The organism is Streptomyces sp. NPDC101151 (assembly GCF_044768335.1).
Taxonomy (GTDB): domain Bacteria; phylum Actinomycetota; class Actinomycetes; order Streptomycetales; family Streptomycetaceae; genus Streptomyces.
Map to the genome: position 1 here is coordinate 13,531 of NZ_JBIWPP010000059.1, position 19,200 is coordinate 32,730.

General features: G+C 70.1%; 18 protein-coding genes and 2 pseudogenes. 13 read left to right on the forward strand and 7 right to left on the reverse strand.

The annotated features are described in order from the left end of the window. Window positions 1–22 precede the first annotated feature (22 nt). Window positions 23–2,320, reverse strand: a complete 2,298-nt coding sequence (locus tag ACIRU3_RS44455; protein ID WP_404069646.1) for a TOMM precursor leader peptide-binding protein — start codon at window positions 2,318–2,320, stop codon at window positions 23–25. Between the two features lie 35 nt (window positions 2,321–2,355). Continuing rightward, complete coding sequence (locus ACIRU3_RS44460) at window positions 2,356–2,547, reverse strand: hypothetical protein (protein WP_404069648.1); 192 nt, start codon at window positions 2,545–2,547, stop codon at window positions 2,356–2,358. A gap of 325 nt (window positions 2,548–2,872) precedes the next feature. Here ACIRU3_RS44460 and ACIRU3_RS44465 point away from each other — a divergent pair, with 325 nt between their 5' ends. The 7 genes from ACIRU3_RS44465 to ACIRU3_RS44495 all read left to right on the forward strand — a co-directional run bounded on the left by ACIRU3_RS44465 (window position 2,873) and on the right by ACIRU3_RS44495 (window position 10,331). Then, entirely contained in the window at window positions 2,873–3,685 is an 813-nt protein-coding gene (locus tag ACIRU3_RS44465; RefSeq protein ID WP_404069650.1) for a BTAD domain-containing putative transcriptional regulator, read from the forward strand. A gap of 359 nt (window positions 3,686–4,044) precedes the next feature. Next, window positions 4,045–4,470 (forward strand): nuclear transport factor 2 family protein, encoded by a 426-nt coding sequence (locus tag ACIRU3_RS44470; protein ID WP_404069652.1) that lies wholly within the window; start codon window positions 4,045–4,047, stop codon window positions 4,468–4,470. Window positions 4,471–4,626: 156 nt separating this feature from the next. Next, on the forward strand, window positions 4,627–5,100 hold the full coding sequence (locus ACIRU3_RS44475) for a pyridoxamine 5'-phosphate oxidase family protein (RefSeq protein ID WP_404069654.1): 474 nt from the start codon (window positions 4,627–4,629) through the stop codon (window positions 5,098–5,100). Between the two features lie 362 nt (window positions 5,101–5,462). Beyond that, window positions 5,463–6,872, forward strand: a complete 1,410-nt coding sequence (locus ACIRU3_RS44480) for an SUMF1/EgtB/PvdO family nonheme iron enzyme (RefSeq protein ID WP_404069656.1) — start codon at window positions 5,463–5,465, stop codon at window positions 6,870–6,872. Further along, window positions 6,869–7,648 (forward strand): phytanoyl-CoA dioxygenase family protein, encoded by a 780-nt coding sequence (locus tag ACIRU3_RS44485; protein WP_404069658.1) that lies wholly within the window; start codon window positions 6,869–6,871, stop codon window positions 7,646–7,648. The genes ACIRU3_RS44480 and ACIRU3_RS44485 overlap by 4 nt, the downstream gene beginning before the upstream one ends. Further along, window positions 7,645–9,039 (forward strand): formylglycine-generating enzyme family protein, encoded by a 1,395-nt coding sequence (locus ACIRU3_RS44490; protein WP_404069660.1) that lies wholly within the window; start codon window positions 7,645–7,647, stop codon window positions 9,037–9,039. The genes ACIRU3_RS44485 and ACIRU3_RS44490 overlap by 4 nt, the downstream gene beginning before the upstream one ends. Beyond that, the gene (locus ACIRU3_RS44495) at window positions 9,039–10,331 is read left to right on the forward strand and encodes an MFS transporter (protein WP_404069662.1); all 1,293 of its coding nucleotides are present in this window, start codon (window positions 9,039–9,041) and stop codon (window positions 10,329–10,331) included. Before ACIRU3_RS44490 ends, ACIRU3_RS44495 begins: the two co-directional genes overlap by 1 nt. Window positions 10,332–10,422: 91 nt before the next feature. Here the strand turns inward: ACIRU3_RS44495 and ACIRU3_RS44500 are convergent, their stop codons facing one another. After that, window positions 10,423–11,184 carry a DeoR/GlpR family DNA-binding transcription regulator gene (locus ACIRU3_RS44500; protein WP_404069664.1) on the reverse strand — a complete coding sequence of 254 codons (762 nt, stop codon included), beginning with the start codon at window positions 11,182–11,184 and terminating at the stop codon, window positions 10,423–10,425. Between the two features lie 384 nt (window positions 11,185–11,568). On the opposite strand from ACIRU3_RS44500, the gene ACIRU3_RS44505 reads away from it, so the two are divergent. Genes ACIRU3_RS44505 through ACIRU3_RS44520 form a run of 4 tightly spaced genes read left to right on the forward strand, consistent with a single transcriptional unit; the run spans window position 11,569 to window position 15,598 of the window. Further along, window positions 11,569–12,627 (forward strand): ABC transporter substrate-binding protein, encoded by a 1,059-nt coding sequence (locus ACIRU3_RS44505; protein ID WP_404069666.1) that lies wholly within the window; start codon window positions 11,569–11,571, stop codon window positions 12,625–12,627. Between the two features lie 54 nt (window positions 12,628–12,681). Beyond that, a complete protein-coding gene (locus ACIRU3_RS44510; protein WP_404069668.1) occupies window positions 12,682–13,692 on the forward strand; it encodes a FecCD family ABC transporter permease in 1,011 nt (336 codons plus the stop codon). Beyond that, complete coding sequence (locus ACIRU3_RS44515) at window positions 13,689–14,771, forward strand: FecCD family ABC transporter permease (RefSeq protein ID WP_404069670.1); 1,083 nt, start codon at window positions 13,689–13,691, stop codon at window positions 14,769–14,771. The genes ACIRU3_RS44510 and ACIRU3_RS44515 overlap by 4 nt, the downstream gene beginning before the upstream one ends. After that, window positions 14,768–15,598 carry an ABC transporter ATP-binding protein gene (locus tag ACIRU3_RS44520; RefSeq protein WP_404069672.1) on the forward strand — a complete coding sequence of 277 codons (831 nt, stop codon included), beginning with the start codon at window positions 14,768–14,770 and terminating at the stop codon, window positions 15,596–15,598. Before ACIRU3_RS44515 ends, ACIRU3_RS44520 begins: the two co-directional genes overlap by 4 nt. A 147-nt stretch (window positions 15,599–15,745) precedes the next feature. On the opposite strand, the gene ACIRU3_RS44525 is transcribed toward ACIRU3_RS44520, so the two are convergent. The 3 genes and pseudogenes from ACIRU3_RS44525 to ACIRU3_RS44535 all read right to left on the reverse strand — a co-directional run bounded on the left by ACIRU3_RS44525 (window position 15,746) and on the right by ACIRU3_RS44535 (window position 17,379). Beyond that, entirely contained in the window at window positions 15,746–16,048 is a 303-nt protein-coding gene (locus ACIRU3_RS44525; RefSeq protein WP_404069680.1) for a hypothetical protein, read from the reverse strand. A gap of 80 nt (window positions 16,049–16,128) precedes the next feature. Further along, window positions 16,129–16,416 (reverse strand): annotated as a pseudogene (locus tag ACIRU3_RS44530) (cysteine hydrolase family protein); the annotation flags it as partial. Between the two features lie 213 nt (window positions 16,417–16,629). Next, window positions 16,630–17,379: a helix-turn-helix domain-containing protein gene (locus tag ACIRU3_RS44535; RefSeq protein ID WP_404069674.1), complete on the reverse strand. Its 750-nt coding sequence runs from the start codon at window positions 17,377–17,379 to the stop codon at window positions 16,630–16,632. Window positions 17,380–17,759: 380 nt separating this feature from the next. On the opposite strand from ACIRU3_RS44535, the gene ACIRU3_RS44540 reads away from it, so the two are divergent. After that, window positions 17,760–18,782, forward strand: coding sequence for a hypothetical protein (locus ACIRU3_RS44540; RefSeq protein ID WP_404069676.1), 1,023 nt, complete (start codon window positions 17,760–17,762; stop codon window positions 18,780–18,782). On the opposite strand, the pseudogene ACIRU3_RS44545 reads toward ACIRU3_RS44540, so the two are convergent. Further along, a pseudogene (locus ACIRU3_RS44545) lies at window positions 18,741–18,986 on the reverse strand (transposase family protein); the annotation flags it as partial. The gene ACIRU3_RS44540 and the pseudogene ACIRU3_RS44545 overlap by 42 nt on opposite strands. Window positions 18,987–19,035: 49 nt before the next feature. Between ACIRU3_RS44545 and ACIRU3_RS44550 the strand changes: the two are divergent. Continuing rightward, window positions 19,036–19,200: transposase (locus tag ACIRU3_RS44550; protein ID WP_404069678.1), on the forward strand; the 165-nt coding region annotated here is incomplete at its 3' end.

The window sequence follows — 19,200 nt, forward strand, 5'->3', positions numbered from 1 at the left end:
GGGTAGTTGAGAACCAGTCAGGTCAGAGGAACAGCGGTACCGGGTTGAGTTGTTCGGGCCGCTGCGGCCTTGCGAGCCGGCCGAGCGCCACGGGTACGTCGTACAGCCGGCCGGGCCCGAACCTGGCCCAGAAGTGCCGCAGCCCGGGGACGACCACCTTGACCACGGGGATGCCGATGTCCGGGCGGGTCTGGTCGAGCACGAGCAGCTCCATGTTCCGGTACCGCACCAGCGCCTCCATCGCGGCGATGTCCTCGCGCAGGTCGGCGCGCGGCCGGTAGGCGTACGTCTCCGGGCGGGTGGGCGTCACGTCCGCGGCCGGACGCAGATACGGCTGATTCGCGGCGGTCGCGTTCGACCACCAGGAGACGAGGTCGGTCCGTGCGTTGACGGGGTACCGTCGGCCGCGCGCGCCGGGGCCGGGCACCGCGGGCAGGGACTGGGCGAGCTCCGTGACCGCGCGCCGCAGGGCGATGCGAGGGTCCTCGTGGGCCCCGAATCCGAGCAGGATGTCCTCCGCCGCCTGGTCGGTCCGCCGGGAGACCGCGGCGATCACCGGGATGCCCAGGTCGGAGGTGACGTCGAGTGCCCACAGCTCCCGGTTGAGCGAGCGGTACGTGCGGCGCAGGCCGGTCAGCCACGGTTCGTCGAAGGCGTCGAGGTCCACGGCGGGGTGGCGGGTCCGGTTGTACCACCAGAGGGCCACCGCGTCCCGCTCGATCAGCTCGAAGAACCCCTGGAGTATGGCGTCTTCGAGGCTGCTGCCGGCGGCCTGGCCGTTGGAGTCCGCGACCGGCCCGGCGCCCGAGTCGCCCGGGCAGGCGTCGAAGTACAACAGGGACGTCGGCAACAGCCGGTGCGTGTGGTGGGTCAGCGACCACACCGGGGTCCACTCCACCGGCTCGTGGACGCCGAACGGCACGGGTACGTGGTTGAACGCGCCGTGGGCGGCGTTCCATCGCTCGCGCTCGCGGAACTGCCAGTCGGCGAAGAGCTGGCAGTCGTTGGGGTGGATCGCCGCCTCGCCGAGATTCGCGTACGTGTCCACCAGCACCGCCTCGTCGCCCTGCCGGGTCGCGGAGTAGCGCTCGACGGCCTCGCACAGGGCGCCGACCCGGGCGTCGGTGTCGGTGACGCCCTTGCCGCCGCTCATGCTGCGCAGCCCGCTGCGCAGATGGGAGAGGGTGCGTGGGGCCACGGCCGGGTTCCAGCCGGAGACGTAGACGTGCACGCCGTCCGGCAGCGACGGAGCCCGGCGGAGCTGGGACACCACGCCGGTCACATCGCTCACCAGGTGCTGGTGCGCCGCGAGCATCTCCTCCGGGGACAGGGCACGGTCATTGACGTGGCGGGTGGCCTTGGCCCGCGGCTGCAGCGTGATCGGCCGCAGGGCCTGCTCCTTGACCAGGTCTTCGTCCCCGCACTCGGGGCACTGAGGGCGGCGCCGCAGCGCATGGCACGTGGTCTGCTGGGTCAGGGTGTCCATCACGCACACCGCGGACTGGTTGTCGCTGCGCACCCCGGCGAGCCACTTGGCCGCCTCCAGGGCGGCGCGGTGCACGCCGAACATCCGGGTCGCGGGGAGCGAGGTGGTGGGTCTCGTGACCGGGCCGCTGATCCGCAGCGCTGTCTGCAACGGCTGCTCGGAGCGGCGGTGCAGCCGCAGCCGGTGGGCCAGACACGACCAACAGGGGCCGCCCGGCCGGAACACCGGACCGACCCAGGTCTCCACGCCGCACGGGTTGGCGAGCACCCAGGGCCGGCCGAGTTCCCGGTGCTGCGCGTCGATCCGGGCCAGTTCGAGGTTCAGGTAGTCGTCGCACAACACCACGCTGAGGGCCGCGGGACCCGTCTCCATCCCGTCCTCCGCGACCAGCAGCCCGGCCGCACGGCAGGCCGGGCGGGCGTAGTCGGCGCCCGCCCGGCCCACCGTGATGACATCGACGGGTGACTCGGACACGGCGGTCTGCGCGGTGCCACCGTCCAGGCCGGCCAGCTCCCAGTACGCCTGGGCGGCGACACTGGCCTCGGCCTCGGCAGCCCCGCTGACCTGGCCGATGAGGCCGGCCCTGCGCAGTTCGTCGAGCGCGCGCCGCACCTCCTCGGCGGGCACCTCCCGGGCGGCTTCGTCCAGTAACTCCGGGAGCGTGCGCGTCCCGTCGAGCAGCCGGGCGAGTGCCTGGATGTGCCGGCCGTGCAGGGCCATGACCCCGCGGGCGGAGAGCAGGTAGACGGCCTCGCCGGCCACCACCTCCGCCCGCAGATGGCGGCGGAAGCCGATGCGCAGACCCTCGCCCGTGAAGGCGTCACCCGTGTCCATGGGGGTTCTCCATTCCGCCGGTCGGTCGGGGCAGGTCAGCAGTCAGGAGAGCCGCAGCGGCTCAGGTCCGTCGGGAGCGCGAGAGCCGGGGCGCTGGTCCAGTCGAGGTATTCGATCGCGATGGCCGGAGGCCCGGCCAGCGTCACGGGCTCGAGGCCGTCGATGCAGGTGGCGGGCCCGAAACCGGTGCCGGGCTGTGCGTACCGCGTGCTGGAGAACGTGTTCATCAGGAATCTCCCTCTGTGATCCGGGTGGCTCGGTGTGCCGGTGGATTTCCCTGTGCGACGTGCTGTGCCAGTGGGTGCAGCGGTGTGTTCGCGTGATCTCCGTTCGACGGCCATCGGAGCGTGCTGGCCGATGCCGCTCGATTCTTGGACGAGTTCCTCTCGAATGGGGAGTGCTGTCGTCACTGCCTGACTGTGAAACCTTCATGATTGGAATCATGAAACGTTCCCTGTGCGCAGACGCCGCGGGAGCGCAGGATCGCCACAAGCTCATGCGACGACACCTGCCGGCCTCCCGACCGGAGGAGAGCGAAGGGAGCTGAGCAGAATGGAGATCAACGTCCTGGGACCGCTGACCGCACACGAGTGCGGTGTGTCTCTGGTGCCGAGTGCCACGAAGCCCCGTCAGATCCTGGCCCTGCTCGCGCTGCAGGCAGGGCACGTGGTGACGGTTCCCACGCTGGTGGAGGAGGTGTGGGGCACCGACGTCCCGCGCAGCGCCGCCACCACCCTGCAGACGTACATCCTGCAGCTGCGCCGCAACATCGCGGCCGGGCTCACGGACGAGCCCGATCGCCGTGCCAAGGATGTCCTGGTCACCCGGCACGGCGGCTACATGCTCGACATCGGCGCCGCCGGGCGGGTCGACGCACAGGAATTCGAGTGCCTGCTCCGCGCCGGCCGGTCAGCGTTCGGCGAGGGCGACTTCCGGTCCGCTTCGGACCAGCTGGGCAAGGCGCTGAACCTGTGGCGCGGGCCCGCTCTCGTGGACGTGCGCGTGGGCGCCGTGCTCGAGCTGGAGGTGTTGCGCATGGAGGAGGACCGCATGGCCGCGCTGGAGCGGCGCATCGAGGCGGACCTGCGGCTCGGCCGGCACAGCGAGCTGGTACCCGAACTGCACGTGCTGACCGCCAGGCATCCGATGCACGAGAACTTCTGCGCCCAGCTCATCCTGGCCCTGCACCGCTCCAGCGGCGCATGGCGGGCTCTCGAGGCGTATCAGCGGCTGCGCAAGGCGCTGGTGAGCGAGCTGGGTCTCGAACCGTCGCCGAAGCTGCAGCGCCTGCACCACGCGGTGCTCTCCGGCGACCCGGAACTGGAGCTGCCCGGGGCGGCCATGGACCGCAGGGGCGGGGGCTGAACACCTTCCGTCACGTCCCCGCGGGCGTCGACGGGCGACACACCGAACGGCAGAATCTCCTCGATCACGATCACTTCCGATGGATCTCGCGCAAAATACGCACGGCGCTTTCGAGTTCCACCGCTGAGCCCCGCAAGCCCGCTCCGGCGAAACCCGTATGAGAGGCGTGGCGACGTGCTCGTACAACTGGAGGTCCGCTCCACCGGGTCTCCATTCAACACCGCGTGCGGATTGAGCATTTTCTAAGAAGCCCGGCTCTTGCGGCCGGGCCAGAATCATCCCGGCGAGCCCGCGACTTGCCACGCGGCGGGCCGTAGGAAGAACGGACCGGCGCCACCGGACTCTCGGAAGGAAAAGCCATGGCGGAGCAGTCGTTGGCGGCGACCAAGCGCCTGTACGAGGCGCTGGACAAAGCCGACACAGAGGCGGTCGTCGGACTCTTCGACCCTTCGGCCGAGATCGTGGTGCCGCCCCTGCCGCCCTGGCTTCCGGCCGGCTATTCCGGGGTGGAGGGCGCCGTGGACTACTTCAGGACCGTACTGCGGGCCCTCGAGGAGACCCACTTCTCCGTCACCGAGATGCGGCCCTCGGGCGATGACTGGGTGGCGGTCATCGGCGACTGGTGGGGTCAGGTGCGCAGCACCGGCCGCGAGTTCAACGCACGTTCCGTGCACTTCTGGACGTTCCGCGACGGCAAGGTCGTCAAGGCCGAGGGCATCTTCGACACCGCCGGCATCATGCGCGCCTTCACCGACGACGTGGCAGCGGGCGCCGAGGTGGGCTGACCACGTCGCCGACCACCCGGCGGCCCCGCCGGCCGTGCCCACCGCGCGGCTCCGGCGGGGCCGCCTGCTCGTTGCCGCCCACGACAAGGGCCCGGCCGGGCGAGGCGACAGCTGAGCAGGGCCGATCTCTCTCAACGACACGGACAAGGAGCGGTGATGGAACTCGGGCGGGAAGAGATGCAGGGCCGGGTCGAGCGGGAGCGGGTGGTCCGGCTGGCCACGGTCGACGAACGCGGGCGAGCCCATCTGGTGCCGGTCATCTTCGCGGTCGACGGCGACGTCTTCTACTCGCCGACGGACAAGAAGGCGAGGCCGCCCAAGCGGCTGCGCAATCTGGACCTGGACGACCGGGTCACCGTCCTGGTCGACTTCTACCACGAGGACTGGGCGAAGGCGTGGTGGGTACGGCTGCGCGGCACCGGCCGGGTGATCGACGACAGCCCGGAACGCACACATGCGATCGGCCTGCTGGACGGAAAGTACTCACAGTTCGCGGGCGACGCGTACGCCGAGGACGGCGGTCCGATGCTGGCGGTCGACATCAAGGACTGGACGGGCTGGGCGTACAGCGGCCGAGTCCTGGACACACCCGAACGGCGCTCCTGGATTCCCTGGCGGCGATCGCGCTGACCGGCGTGTCCGGGACTGCCGTCTCATCGTGGGGCGACGCGAAACACGTCTCCTCGTCCGCAGATGAACACCGCGATACCGCAATACGGAAGATGCGCCTGAGGTCGGGTCGCTGCAATTGTTTTACACGGCACCGACGGTGTCATCTGATCCCGACCCGTCACGGGAGGTGAAAAGGATGAAGGCGCTTCGTAAGTGGAACGCTCTGCGCTCGCAGCGTGCGGGTGGTGTTCGGCCGGCCGGCCGTCACTTCAAGTGGGCCGCCTGATCGGTTCCGTGTCTGGTCTGTGGAGGGCAATCGCCCTCCACAGACCTACTTGTCGGCCCCAATAAAAATTGCCATGACAAGCGAGGTGAAAACAGTGCACCGATGGAGTTTCGAGCGCTTTCGCGTCGACCGGGAGACCTTGACCGAGCTGCTGGAACGATTCCTGGCCGTCGAGCTGTGGCAGAAGACGCGCGACCCGCTGACCGACGGGGAACGCTCTGAACTGCGTCGGTCGATAGGCGGACTTCGGCATCCCGTCGTGGTCGAAGAACTCTGCGCGCTGGTGGCGACCCACCCCGATGCGGTCATCCGGCAGTCGGTCCTCGAGGGCATCGAGCCGTTCGTGGCAACTCATCCCGCGGCTCGGGAACTGGTGCTCTGGCTGCTCGGCGACGACGAGGACTTCGTCGTGTTCTCCGCCGCGCGCATCGCCGGACGAAATCGCCTGGGTGAGGCCTACGACGAGCTGGTGCACATCACCGGGCCGGCCGAGGTCGGCCTCTACCGCAGTACCAAGCCGGTGGGCATCGGCGCCGCCGTCGTGAGCAAGGCGATGGACCAGATCCTGGGGGCGGAGGACCGCGCGGCCAGGATGGAATGCGAGCGGGAATACGCCAGTACCGGGCAGCTTCCGCCGGGAACCGCACTCGACGAACACTGGGACTATGAGCCGGAGAACCTTCCGGATCCCGTTCCCGATGGCATGGTGCGCATTCCGGCCTCGGAGTTCGTCGTCGGAATAGGCATGGACGACATCGTTCATCCCCTGTACGACACGGATGACGCGGCCCCCAGGCAGACCCGCTACCTGCCCGACTTCCTCATCGACCGGTACCCGGTGACCAACCGGCAGTACGACGAGTGGGCGGGCAGCGAGACGGCCGTCGAGCACCTGCTCTGCCACCCCGATGAGCCCGCGGACAAGGACCACCGCCGCGGGCTGGCCGGCGATGCCCGGTTCGGCCCTGACAACCCCGCCACCGGCGTCGACTGGTTCGACGCCTACGCCTACCTCGCTCACCTCGGGAAGCGACTGCCGACCGAGCTGGAATGGGAAAAGGCCGCGCGCGGCGAGAGCGGATCGCTCTATCCGTGGGGCAACGAGTTCGACCCGGACGCCCTGCGGTGGTTCGGCGCCGTCTTCGGTGAGGCGCGGAGTCTTGAGCACTGGCGCGACACACTCAGCACCTTCGACGAGAAGACTCCCGCGGTCACCACCGTCCCGGTCGGTTCCTTTCCCAAGAACGTCAGCCCCTACGGCGTGGCGGACCTGGTCGGGAACTGCTGGGAGTGGACGGACACCAACTTCGTCACCCGCGATCGCATGCAGCCGATGATCTCCGGCCGGCCCCGTACCGAATGGGCGACGGCCGACGAGACCTCGGTGGTCATCAGGGGCGGCGCGTGGACCTCCATGCGGGAGCAGCTCATGACCTTCTACCGTGGCAAGGATCTCTTCACGGACCGCCACAACGAGATCGGCTTCCGAGGTGTGATCCGATGAGTTCGCCACAGCGAGTTCCGCGGTTCCGGTACGACGGCACGGTGTCGGCGGAACAACGCGCCTTCTACGAGCAGTACGGGTTCGTGATCTACCGCGGAGTGTTCGACGCGCAGGACGTGGAGATCATCCAGCGCGACGCCGAACGTCTGGAGCGCGACACGCTCGACGGGAAAGTACCGGCCGAGCATCGCGACAAGGTGATCAACCCGTCGTACGACGAGGCGGGCCGGGCCACCCTGCACCGGCTGCCCTATTTCACGCTGCACTGTGCGGACACCCGCGAACTCATCGAGCGACGCGGACTGGACGCGCTCGGCCCCGGTCTGCTGGGGCGGCCCACCTGGCGGTTCGAGGACGCCATCGACGGCGCCGTGTGGCAGATGAAGCGGGGCGAGCGAAGCTCGTACAGCGCGCTGGACTGGCACCTCGACTTCCCCCATGACCTACCGGTGACTCCGTTGGTGAACGTGGGCATCTATCTGGATGCCGCCACCATCCGGAACGGGTGCCTTGTCATCGTTCCCGGATCCCACCGGTACCCGCCGCGGCGCCTGGCTTCCGTGGGACTTCCGCTGGAGGTCGACGCGGGTGACGTCATTTGTCACACCTTCAATATTCTCCACCACTCCGGGCCGGTACTGGACGACACCAGCCGGGCGACGCTGTATGTGTACTACTCGGCGGGAGAGAAGCCCGAGGCGGGTACGGCGTACAGCCACCGGGCGGGCGAGGATTTCGCGACGATGATCACCGGAGCGGAGGCCGGCACGCGATGACCAGCACCGAGCAGTTCTCCACCGAGCTTCCCGCGCCCGATGTTCCCGTCGCGGTACTGCGCATCGCCTGCTGGACCGACGGGGCGAGGGAGGAACGCGACGCCCTGCTCGCCGGCTACCTGCGCAGTCTGGAGGGGCTGACCGATCCGCAGGTGCTGGAGGAGTGCCTGGTGGTCGGCCTGCTCCACGACACCCCCGAGATCCGCAGGCAGGCCCTCGCGGCCGCCGTACGCCTCTCCCCGGAGCTGGCGGCCGAGGCCGTCGGCTGGGCGCTGGCCGAGCCGGACGAGACCGTGCGGGCCCCCGCCCTCGCGGCCATGGCCGGCATCCCGGCCCTCCGGTCCGCAGGCGGCGCCTCGGCCCTCGGGGCACTGCTGGCCTCGCTCGGCAGGTCACCCGACCAGATCGCCTCGGGCGTCGGCGGCCAGGTGACGGTGGCCGACGCGCACGCGCTCGCCCGGGCCCGGACGCTGCTGGCCGACGAGGCCCTGGCCGAGGAGGTCCTGGGCGATCTGCCGGTCCCGCTGTCCGCCGACCGGCTGCCCAGCCGGCTCTCCCTGGAGGGGATGCGGCACGTACCGGCCGGGCGACTGCGCCGCGGGCCGCGCCCCGGCCAGGAGCCGACCTGGGGCGATCCGGCGGAGTCGGCGGTGGACGAGGTCACTGTGGAAGGGTTCTACCTGGACACCCATCCGGTCACGAACGACGAGTACGACGCGTTCGTCGCGGACATCGGCGAGCACGGTCATCTGTGGTGTCATCCCGACGAGCCGAGGGACACCCGGCACACACGCTCCACCGTGGACGATCCGCGCTGCGCCGGTGATCACCCCGTGACCGGGGTCAGCTGGTACGACGCGGTGGCCTACGCCGGCTGGTGCGGCAAGCGGCTGCCCACCGAGGACGAATGGGAGCGGGCCGCGCGAGGCGACGACCACCGTCGGTACCCGTGGGGCGAGGAGTTCCGCACGGACCAGGCGCGGGGCCTGCACTCGGTGCTCCCGTTCGACAGTGAGGCCGATCCGGACCGCGGAGCGTGGCTGCGCCGGCTCGCGGACCTGGACATCGCCGCACTGCCCGCGCTGACCGGCCCGGTGAACCAGCTGCCGGGGAACGAATCTCCCTTCGGGGTGCGGGACATGAGCGGCAACGTATGGGAGTGGACGTCGACCCGATACCTGGACGGCCTCCCGGTCGAGCCGCACTTCGGCACCATGGATCCGGGCGACCTGTGGGGCGAGTGGTCGGCCGAGGTCAGTGTTCGCGGCGGCGCGTGGAGTTCGCCGCCGGCCCTGCTCACCGCGGTGAGCAGGGCGGGCAAGCAGGTGGTGACACGCAGCCCGGAGATCGGGTTCCGCTGCGCGGTGGGCGAAGCAGAGGTGCTGGACTGATGGTGGGAGCGCGGCGATTCAAGCGGGGGCTGCCCGAGGGCTACGCCCGCTGTCTCGCCAACCGGGATTTCCGTCGGCTGCAGCCCGGCCTGCTGATCTCCTTCCTCGGCGACGGCATGAGTTTTGTCGGCATCGCATGGCTGGCGGTCAAGCTGGCCGCTCCGGACGACCGGTCCTTCGTGGTGGGACTCGCCGTCGCCGCCTACAGCCTCCCCGCCGCGCTCGGCTCGCTCACCCTCGGACGCTGGCTGAGCGGGAGCAACGCCAAGACCCTGATCCTGGTGAACGCGGTGCTGCGCGGGGCCGTGTTCACCGTGATCCCGGTGCTGTTCTGGACGGGACTGCTGGACGTCGCGCTCTACGTCAGCCTTCTCGCGTTCTCCTCGCTGCTGCACGCATGGGGGATCGCGGGTCGGCACACCTTCGTCGCCGAGACGCTGGCACCCGAGGACCGGCTGGCGGGCCACTCGCTGGTGGGCAGCCAGGAGCAGTTGTCGTTCATCGCCGGGCCGCCACTGGCCGGCCTGGTGTCAGCCGCGTTCGGGCCGGCCGCGGTACTGGCCGGTGACGCGGTCAGCTATCTCTACCTCGCCCTGGTGACGGCCCGGGTGCGCGGGGACGGCACGGTCGGCCGCCGTCCCGCGGTCCCGTTGCGGAGCACCGCCAGGACTCTCCTGCGCCATCCGGGGCTGATGGGCCTGCTGGCGCTCACGTTCGTCTTCTATCTGCTGTACGGCCCGATCGAGGTGGCGGTCCCGGTGTTCGTGGCCGACCGGATGGGCGGAGACCCGACCGTGCTCGGGTGGATCTGGGGCGCGTTCGGCGTCGGCGCGGTGATCGGCGCGCTGATCACCGGATCGGTACGGCGTCTGCCGCTGTGGCCGACCGCGCTGACCATCGTGGCCGGATGGGGGCTGGCGGTCCTCCCCTTCGCACAGTTCGGCACCCTCGCCGCGGGAATGGCGGGCTTCGGCCTCGGCGGCCTGATCTACGCGCCGTACGGTCCGGTGTCGATCACCCTGCTGCAGCAGAAGGCGCCCCTCGACGAAATGGTGAGCCTCAGCGCCTTCCGCAGTGCGATTCTGGTGATCGCGACTCCGCTGGGCGCGGCGGTCGGCGGGCTCCTGGTCAGCGGGTTCGGGGCGGGAGACACGATTCGGCTGTCCGGCCTGACCACCGTCGGACTAGCGGTGCTGGCAGCGGTCCTGATCCTGCTGGTACGGCTGAACAGGCAGCGGGGCAACCCGCCGGTACAACCGGTGGCCCACCGGGAACCTGCCGATCACGCTTGAGCGACCGGCTCCGTCGGCCCCGCTGCTTCGGTTCACCGGACCAGCGGGGCCGTTGCCGTCGAGAAGCGGTCCCCTTCCGCGAGGGTGCCGGTCAGACCCTGATGACCTGCGGGCCCAGCAGCGAGTAGCGGCGGGCCTCGGTGACGGGCAGACCGGTGTCGGTGATGATCGTCTCAAAGTCGGAGACCTCGGCGAAGCGGCAGAAGCTGCTGGCGCCGAACTTCCCGTGGTGGCCCATGAAGACCCGCCGTCGCGACACCTCCAGGGCCTTGGCCTTCACATCGGCGACGACCGGGTCGGGAGTGGTGAGGCCGAACTCCCGGGAGATTCCGTTCGATCCCAGGTAGGCCAGGTCGATGACGAAGCCGGCGAGCATCGAGCACGCCCACGAGCCCACGGTCGCGAGCGTGCGGGCGCGCACCCGACCGCCGAGCAGCAGGACCGTGAGGTTGGGCGACTCCGCGGCCGCCGTGGCCGTCGACAGGGACGCGGTCACCACCGTCAACGGCCGGTCGACGGGCAGCAGTCCGGCCAGGATCTGCGGTGTGTAACCCTCGTCCACGAACACGGTCTCCGCGCTGCCCAGCAGCCGCACGCCCTCCGCGGCGATCCGCCGTTTGCTCTCCACGTGCAGCGTGACCCGCTGGGCGAGGTCCGTCTCGAACCCGGCGCTCTCCACCGGATAGGCGCCCCCGTAGGTACGGCGCACCAGACCGCGGCGCTCCAGCTCGCCCAGGTCCCGCCGGATGGTCTCGGGCGCGACTCCGAAGTCCGCCGCGACATCGGTGACTTCGACCTTGCCCCGCTGGCGCGCGAGGGTCAGCAGCCGGTGGTGCCGTTCTTCGGAACGCATGCCAACTCCCAGCCGTGACTTGACTGTTCGGGCATCCAGGCGCCCGAACGGACCCGTCAAAGTGTTATACCGCCGCCACGCAGGCCGACACCTGCCCGTCGCTCACCACAGCGTGACCGGGTCGGCCCGTTTGCGAGGCGCGGGATCCGCGCCCGAGCAGGAGCGTCGTCGCCGCGGCCGGTGCGGGGGTGCCCGCCGTGCCCGGACCCACGCCGAACCGGGCGTCGCGGCCGGGCCGGCCGCCGGAGGCTTCCGCGCGGAGCCGCGAAAGGTGGTGAGGGTGGTGTGCTCCCGGGACCCCCGCTTGCATACTGCACATAGGTTCCACATAAGGTAAGGCTCGCCTAATACTTTAAAGGTGAATCACAGCTAGGAGCCCGTCACATGTCTCTTCGGCGCCGCGGCACAGCCGCTGTTGCTCTCGCCGTCGCCGCCGCACTGTCGCTCGCGGCGTGCGGCGGCGATTCCTCCGGGAACGGGAAGGAGGGCAGCGCATCCGCCGAGGCCGGGTCGGGGGCGAAGGACTCGAAGTCGGTCGCCAAGGGCGGCAAGGACTTCGCCGACGCTGCGGAGAAGACCGCCGCGCTCGGCACGGACGCCAAGGCCGGCCAGTGGCCGCGCACGATCAAGCACGCGATGGGCAGCACCGAGATCAAGGCCCGGCCCAAGCGCGTGGTCGTGCTGGACGTCGGCGAGCTCGATAACGTTGTCTCCCTCGGTGTGAAGCCGGTCGGTCTGGCCCCGACCGAGGGCTCGCCGGAGCTGCCGTCGTACCTGAAGAAGGACGCAGGCACGCCGAAGAACATCGGCACCATCAACAGCCTCAACCTGGAGGCGATCGCGGCCCTCAAGCCGGACCTGATCCTGGGCAGCCAGCTGCGCGCAGCCGCCTCGTACGACGAACTGTCGAAGATCGCGCCGACCGTCTTCTCGATCCGCCCCGGCTTCACCTGGAAGGAGAACTACCTCCTCAACGCGGCCGCGCTGGACAAGACCGCGCAGGCCAAGGCGAACCTTGCCGCGTACGAGAAGCGGGCGAAGGCTCTCGGTACCCGGCTCGGCGCGGACAAGCCGACCGTGTCGATGGTCCGCTTCATGCCCGACGGCGTCATCCGGCTCTACGGCAACGACTCCTTCATCGGCACCATCCTCAAGGACGTCGGCATTCCGCGCCCGAAGAACCAGGACATCGCGGACCTGGCCGCCGAGATCAGCGCAGAGAACATCGACCAGGCCGACGCCGACTGGATCTTCACCGGCGTCTACGGCGACCCGAAGGCCACGGACAAGAGCAAGGCCCAGGGCAACCCGCTGTGGAAGAACCTCAAGGCGGTCAAGGACGGCCACGCCCATGACGTGCCGGACGAGACCTGGTACCTGGGGCTGGGCGTCACCGCCGCCAACGCGGTGCTCGACGACCTCCAGAAGTACCTGACGGCCTGAGACGACAGACGGCCCGACACCACGGACGGCCTGAGAAGAGAGTGAGCGCGGCGCATGTCGCCACCCACCCCCACCCGCCGCCGGGCCGGCTGGTTGCTGGCCGGCACGGCGATGCTGCTGATCGCCGTCCTGCTGAGCCTCGCCGTGGGCAGCCGCCAGATCGCGCCGGGCGAGGTGATCCAGGCCCTGGTGCACGGCGGCAGCAGTGACGACGCCCAGGTGGTGCGGGCGTTGCGGGTACCGCGCACGGTCATTGGCATCCTGGCGGGCGCCGCGCTCGCGCTCGCCGGGACGGTGATGCAGGGCGTCACCCGCAACCCCATCGCGGAACCGGGCATCCTCGGCGTCAGCCAGGGCGCGTCGGTGGGCGTGGTGTGCGCGATCGCGTTCTGCGGCGTGCACACACTGGGCGGCTACGTGTGGTTCGCGTTCGTGGGCGCGGCGCTGGCGGCGGTGGGCGTGTACGCCGTCGCCAGCGGCGGGAGGGGCGGTGCGTCGCCGGTCAAGCTCGCGCTCGCCGGCGCCGCGACGAACGCCTTCCTCGCCTCACTCGTGTCCGGGATCGCCACCACCAACGCGCGGGCCCTCGACGAGTTCCGCTTCTGGCAGGTCGGTTCGATCAGCGGGCGCGGCAGTGAGGTCATCGGCCAGATCTGGCCGTTCCTGCTGGCCGGCCTGGCGCTGGTCGCGGCGATGGCCCGCGGCCTCGACGCGCTCGCGCTCGGCGACGACGCCGCCAAGGCTCTCGGGCACAACGTCGGCCTGCTGCGCGTGCTCGGTGCGCTCGGCGCGACGGTGCTCACCGGAGCGGCCGTGGCCGCGGTCGGCCCGATCGCGTTCACCGGCCTCGCCGTACCGCACATCGCCCGCGCCCTGGTGGGCACCGCGCACCGCTGGGTGCTGCCGCTGGCCGCACTGCTCGGCCCGGTGATGCTCCTGGGCTCGGATGTGCTCGGCCGCGTCGTCTTCCCGCCCTCGGAGGTACCGGTGGCCGTCATGACCGCCCTGATCGGCGTGCCGTTCCTGATCGCGCTCGTCCGGCGCCGGGCGGTGGTGGCTGCATGAGCCGCACCGGGGCCGTCCCCGCCCGGCCTGCCGTGCGCCCGGCCGGGCACGCCGTGCTGCGCGGGGGACGAGCGAGTTTCCTCGTGCACCGGCGGGCGGTCGTCGTCGCGGCGGCGCTGGCGGTGCTGCTCGCGTGCGCCGTGGTGGCGTATCTGTGCGTCGGCGAGTCCTTCGTCCCGCCGACCGAGGTCGTCAAGGTGCTCTTCGGGCGTCCGAGTCCCGACGAGTTGGTGGTGGGCACGCTGCGCCTGCCGCGCCTGGTCGTCGGGCTCCTCGCGGGGGCCGCGTTCGGCGTCGCGGGCGCGCTGGTGCAGACCGTCGCACGCAATCCGCTGGCCAGTCCCGACGTCATCGGCGTCACGCACGGCGCCGGCGCCGCCACGGTCGCCGCGCTGAGCTTCAACGCCGTCGCCGCCGACGCGCTGCCGTACGTCTCCGTCGCCGGCGGCGTCCTGGCGGCCCTGCTGGTGTACGTCTTCGCATGGCGGCGCGGGCTGCACTCCTCCCGCTTCGTCCTGGTCGGCATCGGTGTGTCGGTCGCGCTCGGTTCGCTGACCCAGTTGTTCCTCACCAAGGGCGACTACCTGGTGGCCCAGCAGGCCAAGGTCTGGCTGACCGGCTCCCTCAACAGCCGCGGCTACGAGGAGGCGGGCCCCCTCGCGCTCGTGCTGTTGCTCGGTGTCCCGGCGGCCCTGTGGGCGGCGCGGGCCCAGCGCGGCGTGTCCTTCGACGACGACACCGCGACCGCCCTCGGTGTGCGCCTGGACCGGGTCCGGCTCGGGCTGACCGCGCTCGGCGTCGTACTCGCATCGGTGACGACCGGCGCCGCCGGCCCCATCGACTTCGTCGCGCTGCTCGCCCCGCAGATCGCGCGCCGGCTCACGCGCACGGCCCAGACCCCGCTGCTGACCTCGGCGTTGGCCGGCGCGCTGGTCGTCGTGATCGCGGACCTGCTGGCCCGCCGCATGTTCTCCCCGATCGAGCTGCCCGTCGGCGTCCTCACCGCCGCGGTGGGCGCCCCGTACCTGATGTGGCTCATCGTCCGCACCCGCAGCCGTTCCGGAGGCACCTCCTCATGAGCCGTCCCCCCGTCAGCCGTCTCTCGGCGCACGCCCTGACCCTGGCGTACGAGGACCGCACCGTCGTCGAGGGCCTGGACCTGGATATACCCGACGGCAAGGTCACGGTCGTCGTCGGCCCCAACGCCTGCGGCAAGTCCACCGTCCTGCGGGCGCTGGGCCGGCTCCTCAAGCCGCGCGGGGGCTCCGTACTCCTGGACGGCGCCGAACTGAGCCGGGTCCCCGGCAGACAGATCGCTCGGACCATCGGTGTCCTGCCGCAGTCCCCGACGCCGCCGGACGGCATCACCGTCGCCGACCTCGTCGCCCGCGGCCGCCAGCCGCACCAGAAGTGGTGGCAGCAGTGGTCGGAGGCGGACGAGCGGGCCGTCACCGAGGCGCTGGAACGCACCGACACCGCAGACCTCGCCGACCGGCCGGTGGACGAGCTCTCCGGCGGCCAGCGGCAGCGCGTGTGGATCGCCATGGCTCTGGCCCAGGACACGGAACTGCTGCTGCTGGACGAGCCCACGACGTACCTGGACATCGCCCACCAGGTGGAGGTCCTGGACCTCGTCCGCCGGCTCAACCACGAGCGCGGCCGCACCGTCGTCGCCGTTCTCCACGACCTCAACCAGGCCGCCCGCTACGCCGACCACCTCGTCGCCATGAAGGCCGGCCGCATCGTCGCCCAGGGGCCGCCGGACGAGATCGTCACCGCCGAGCTGGTCCAGGACGTCTTCGGCCTCTCCTCCGTAGTCGTGCCGGACCCCGTCACCGGCGGCCCCCTGGTCGTCCCCGCCCGCGCCTGGCAGCCCTCGCCCCCACGGGAGGCGCAGGCACACTGACTGCCTCGAACAACTGCAGCGGAACATCCGGCCGCCGACCGTGACCAAGCCGTCTTACGTGAACCGGCCCGGACCGATTCGCCCGGTGTCCGGGGCTTCCTGGTCGTCGATCGGCGCCGAGGGGCTGCACTGCCGGATTCCTGCCGCTCAGCTCTGCTCTGCGACCCGCTTGCCGAGGTCCAGTTCCACGCCGTGCGGCTTCTGCAGACCACGTTCGAAGAGGCGCCGTGCACGGTGTTCGTTCTCCGGCCGACCTGCCGTACGGAAATAGGCGGAGAGGGCGGATCCGAACTCCTCATCCGGTATCCGGGTGCTCGCGTCGACGAGGGCCTTGGTCTCGGACACGGCCACCTTGTCGAAGCCTGCGATGCGGTTGTCGAGCGCATAGACGAAATCGTCCAACTCGCTCTCGGGAAGGACACGGTTGACGTAGCAGCACTCGGCAGCCAAGTCCGTCTCAGGCTTGAAGGCGGCGTGGCGTCCCGGACCAGCGTCACGTGATAGCCGAGCGCCGTGGCGAAACGCCCGGTGGCTTCGATGCAGGTGTTGGCCAGCACACCCACGATCGCCACGTGGCTGATGCCGTGCTGCTTGAGCTGGAAGTCCAGGTTGGTGTTGGCGAACCCGCTCGACCCCCAGTGTTCCTGGGCGACGGCCTCGCCTGGCTGCGGCTGGAAGTCGGGGTGGAACTCCCCGCCCCAGGAGCCCCTGGCGAAGTGGTGCAGCTCCTGGATCTTGCGCTGTGAGGGATTCGGATGGTCCCAGGTGTCGTAGTCGCCCGGTTCCCAGCGGCGGTGCGGCACGAACACCACGCGCACGCCGGTTCCCGGGCGGATGCGATCACGGAGCGCAGATGGTCCAGCAGGCCGACCTCAGTCGCCACGGGCTCCGGGCGCGGCCAGACCTTGCCCCCTCGGAGATGAAGTCATTAAGCCTTTTCAGCGTTGACCCTCCGGGGTGAGGATGGCTGCGGTCATAAGCCCTGGGCTTCTCGGCCGCCTGGTCATCGCCTGGGCAAGTGAGGTCGCGTACTACTCCGTCGATGTGTGGATCGTCGGTGTGTGCTCCTCGACCCCGTCACCAACCACGTCACGCCAGTGCTTTTCTGCGGAGCGGATGAGGTCGTCGCCGAGGCGTTCGAGGAGCCGGCCTGCCAGGGCCAGCCGGGCTCCGGCAGCGGTCTGGGTTCCGAAGACTTCGGCGCCGCGCAGCGCGGTGGCGGCAAGCCGCTGGTTGGCGGCGGCGCTGGCCACGACGGTCCGCAAGCCCGCGTTGTCGTCGAGGAAATACCGGTGGCGGCGGCTCCGGTCGTCGCGGCCGCGGCGGATTAGATCCTGCCGTTCCAGCAGGTGGAGCGCCTGCGAGATGGTCGCGGCGCTGACGTGCAGGTACTGCGCCATCTCGATGGCGGTGCGGCTGCCGGTCTCGGAGGCGAACAGGCAACCCATCACGCGGGCTGCGGTGCGCGGGAGGCCGGTTTCGACGAAGGCCGCCGTGAGGTCGGTGATGAACGCAGCCGTTGCGGCGGGGTCGGGGCCGGGTTGCTCGATGGTCCGCTGTGCAGACGCGGGCGACTGCGGCCTGCGTCGGGCTCGGTGGATTGTCGCGAGCTGTGCCAGTTCCGCGCGGTAGCGGGCGGGTCCACCGTTGCGCGCGACCTCGCGGCTCACCGTCGAGGTGGGACGGTCCAGGCGCCTGGCGATGTCGGCGTAATTCAGGCGCTGTGCCAACCCAGCGGCGATCTGCTGCCGGTCGACTCTGGTCAGCCTGCGTCCTGGCATCGGGTTCGGTTCCTCTGATTGGGGCGTCTTGGCCACAGTGTGCACTGCCGCCGATCGTTGCAACATCCCCCGCTCGGCGTGCATTGACCCTCACTGTCATTGCAATCGCCAATTGCATGGCTGACCAGCACAAACGGCACGGTTCAGAGGAGATCGCCGTTGACCGGCTTTTCGACTCGCACCTAACGTTCGGCTCCGATCGCCGAGCACGGGTGTGAGGTGATCTCTCAGGGAGGAGCGAGGTGACAGCGTGATCGAGACCGCCGTCGAGCTGCCAACCGACATGTCCCGAGCCGTCCACGCGATCCGCCCGCCGAACCGACCCGCAGCAGCGCCCGGTGAGACGCAGCAACAATGTCGATCGATTGTCAGGAGCATCCATGCGAGCCAAAGGCATCACCTACGACACCGGCTTCACTCCGGGCGGCAAGAGTTCTCGGCCTGTCTTCGACGCCGAGGTGGTGCAACGCGAGATCCGCGTGATCGCGGACGACCTGCACTGCGACGCCGTACGGATCACCGGTGGCGACCCAGGGCGGCTGGCCCTCGCGGCCCGGCACGCCGCCGACGCCGGGCTGGAGGTCTGGTTCTCCCCGTTCCCTTGCGAAATGTCCGCCGAGGGGCTGCTGCCCTACTTCGCCGACTGCGCCGATCGCGCCGAAGAGGTGGGAGCGAACGTCTTCGTCGCCGGCTGCGAGTTGAGCCTGTTCGCCGCCGGTATCCTCCCCGGAAACGACAGCATCGCCCGAATCGAAGCCCTGATCAGCGGCGCTCGCGACGAGACAACACTGGCCGCCCTCGCCGAGGTTCCTGCCCGGCTGAACTCCTTGCTGTCCGACATCGCGGCGACGGTCCGCTCACGATTCCGCGGCAAGATCACCTACGCCTCCGGAACGTGGGAACAGATCGACTGGGCGCCCTTCGACATCGTCAGTGCCGACGCCTACGGCGATGCCAGTGACGCCTTCCGTCAGGGCCTGCGCGAGTATCTCCGGCACGGCAAGCCGCTCGCGGCGACCGAATTCGGCAGCTGCACCTATCGAGGCGCCGCCGCCCGCGGAGGCATCGGCTGGTGGGCCGTCGTCGACCACGATGCGGACCCGCCCCGCCTCGACGGCGACTACATCCGCGACGAAGACGAACAGGCCCGCTATCTGCGCCAGCAATTGGACGTCTTCAACGAGGAAGGCGTGGACACCGCCTTCTGGTTCACCTTCGCCAGCTACGCATATCCGCACCACGAGGATCCGCGCTTTGACCTCGACATGGCCTCCTACGGAGTGTGCAAGGTCATGCCCGACGGCAGCCTGGCACCGAAGCGTTCCTTCCACGCCATGGCTGAGGCATACCGAACAGCGATGTCAGCGTTGCCTCTCCAAGGTGAGGACAGCCTTGGCCATTGACGACATGCGATTCGGGCTGCAGCGGGAGCGGCGGAAGATTCGCCATGCCTTCAAGCGTGCGACGCCACGCTCGACCGGTGCCCGTGTCGCAGACAGCGCGCGGTTGACGGTTTGCTGAGTCGGTGTGAGCTCGCGGCCCGGCGGGCGTCTGAAGGGTGTCGTCACCCACGAGCCAGCCCCCATGTAGGCGCGATCGGCTAGTAGGACTCCGTTAGGTCTGTCGATCGGTCCTGTCTGGGGGCATGTTGGAGGTGTGGACGCACACGAAGTGAACCGGGCTCGGGCGAAGTTGGCGTTATTCATCGCTGATGTGTTCGCCTCGGTGCCGCGTAAGGATCAGCGGGCGAAGGGCGACTGTTATCTGCGGGGGCTGATGCTGGACGGGCGGCGGAAGTCGATCCAGCCGATGGCGGAACGG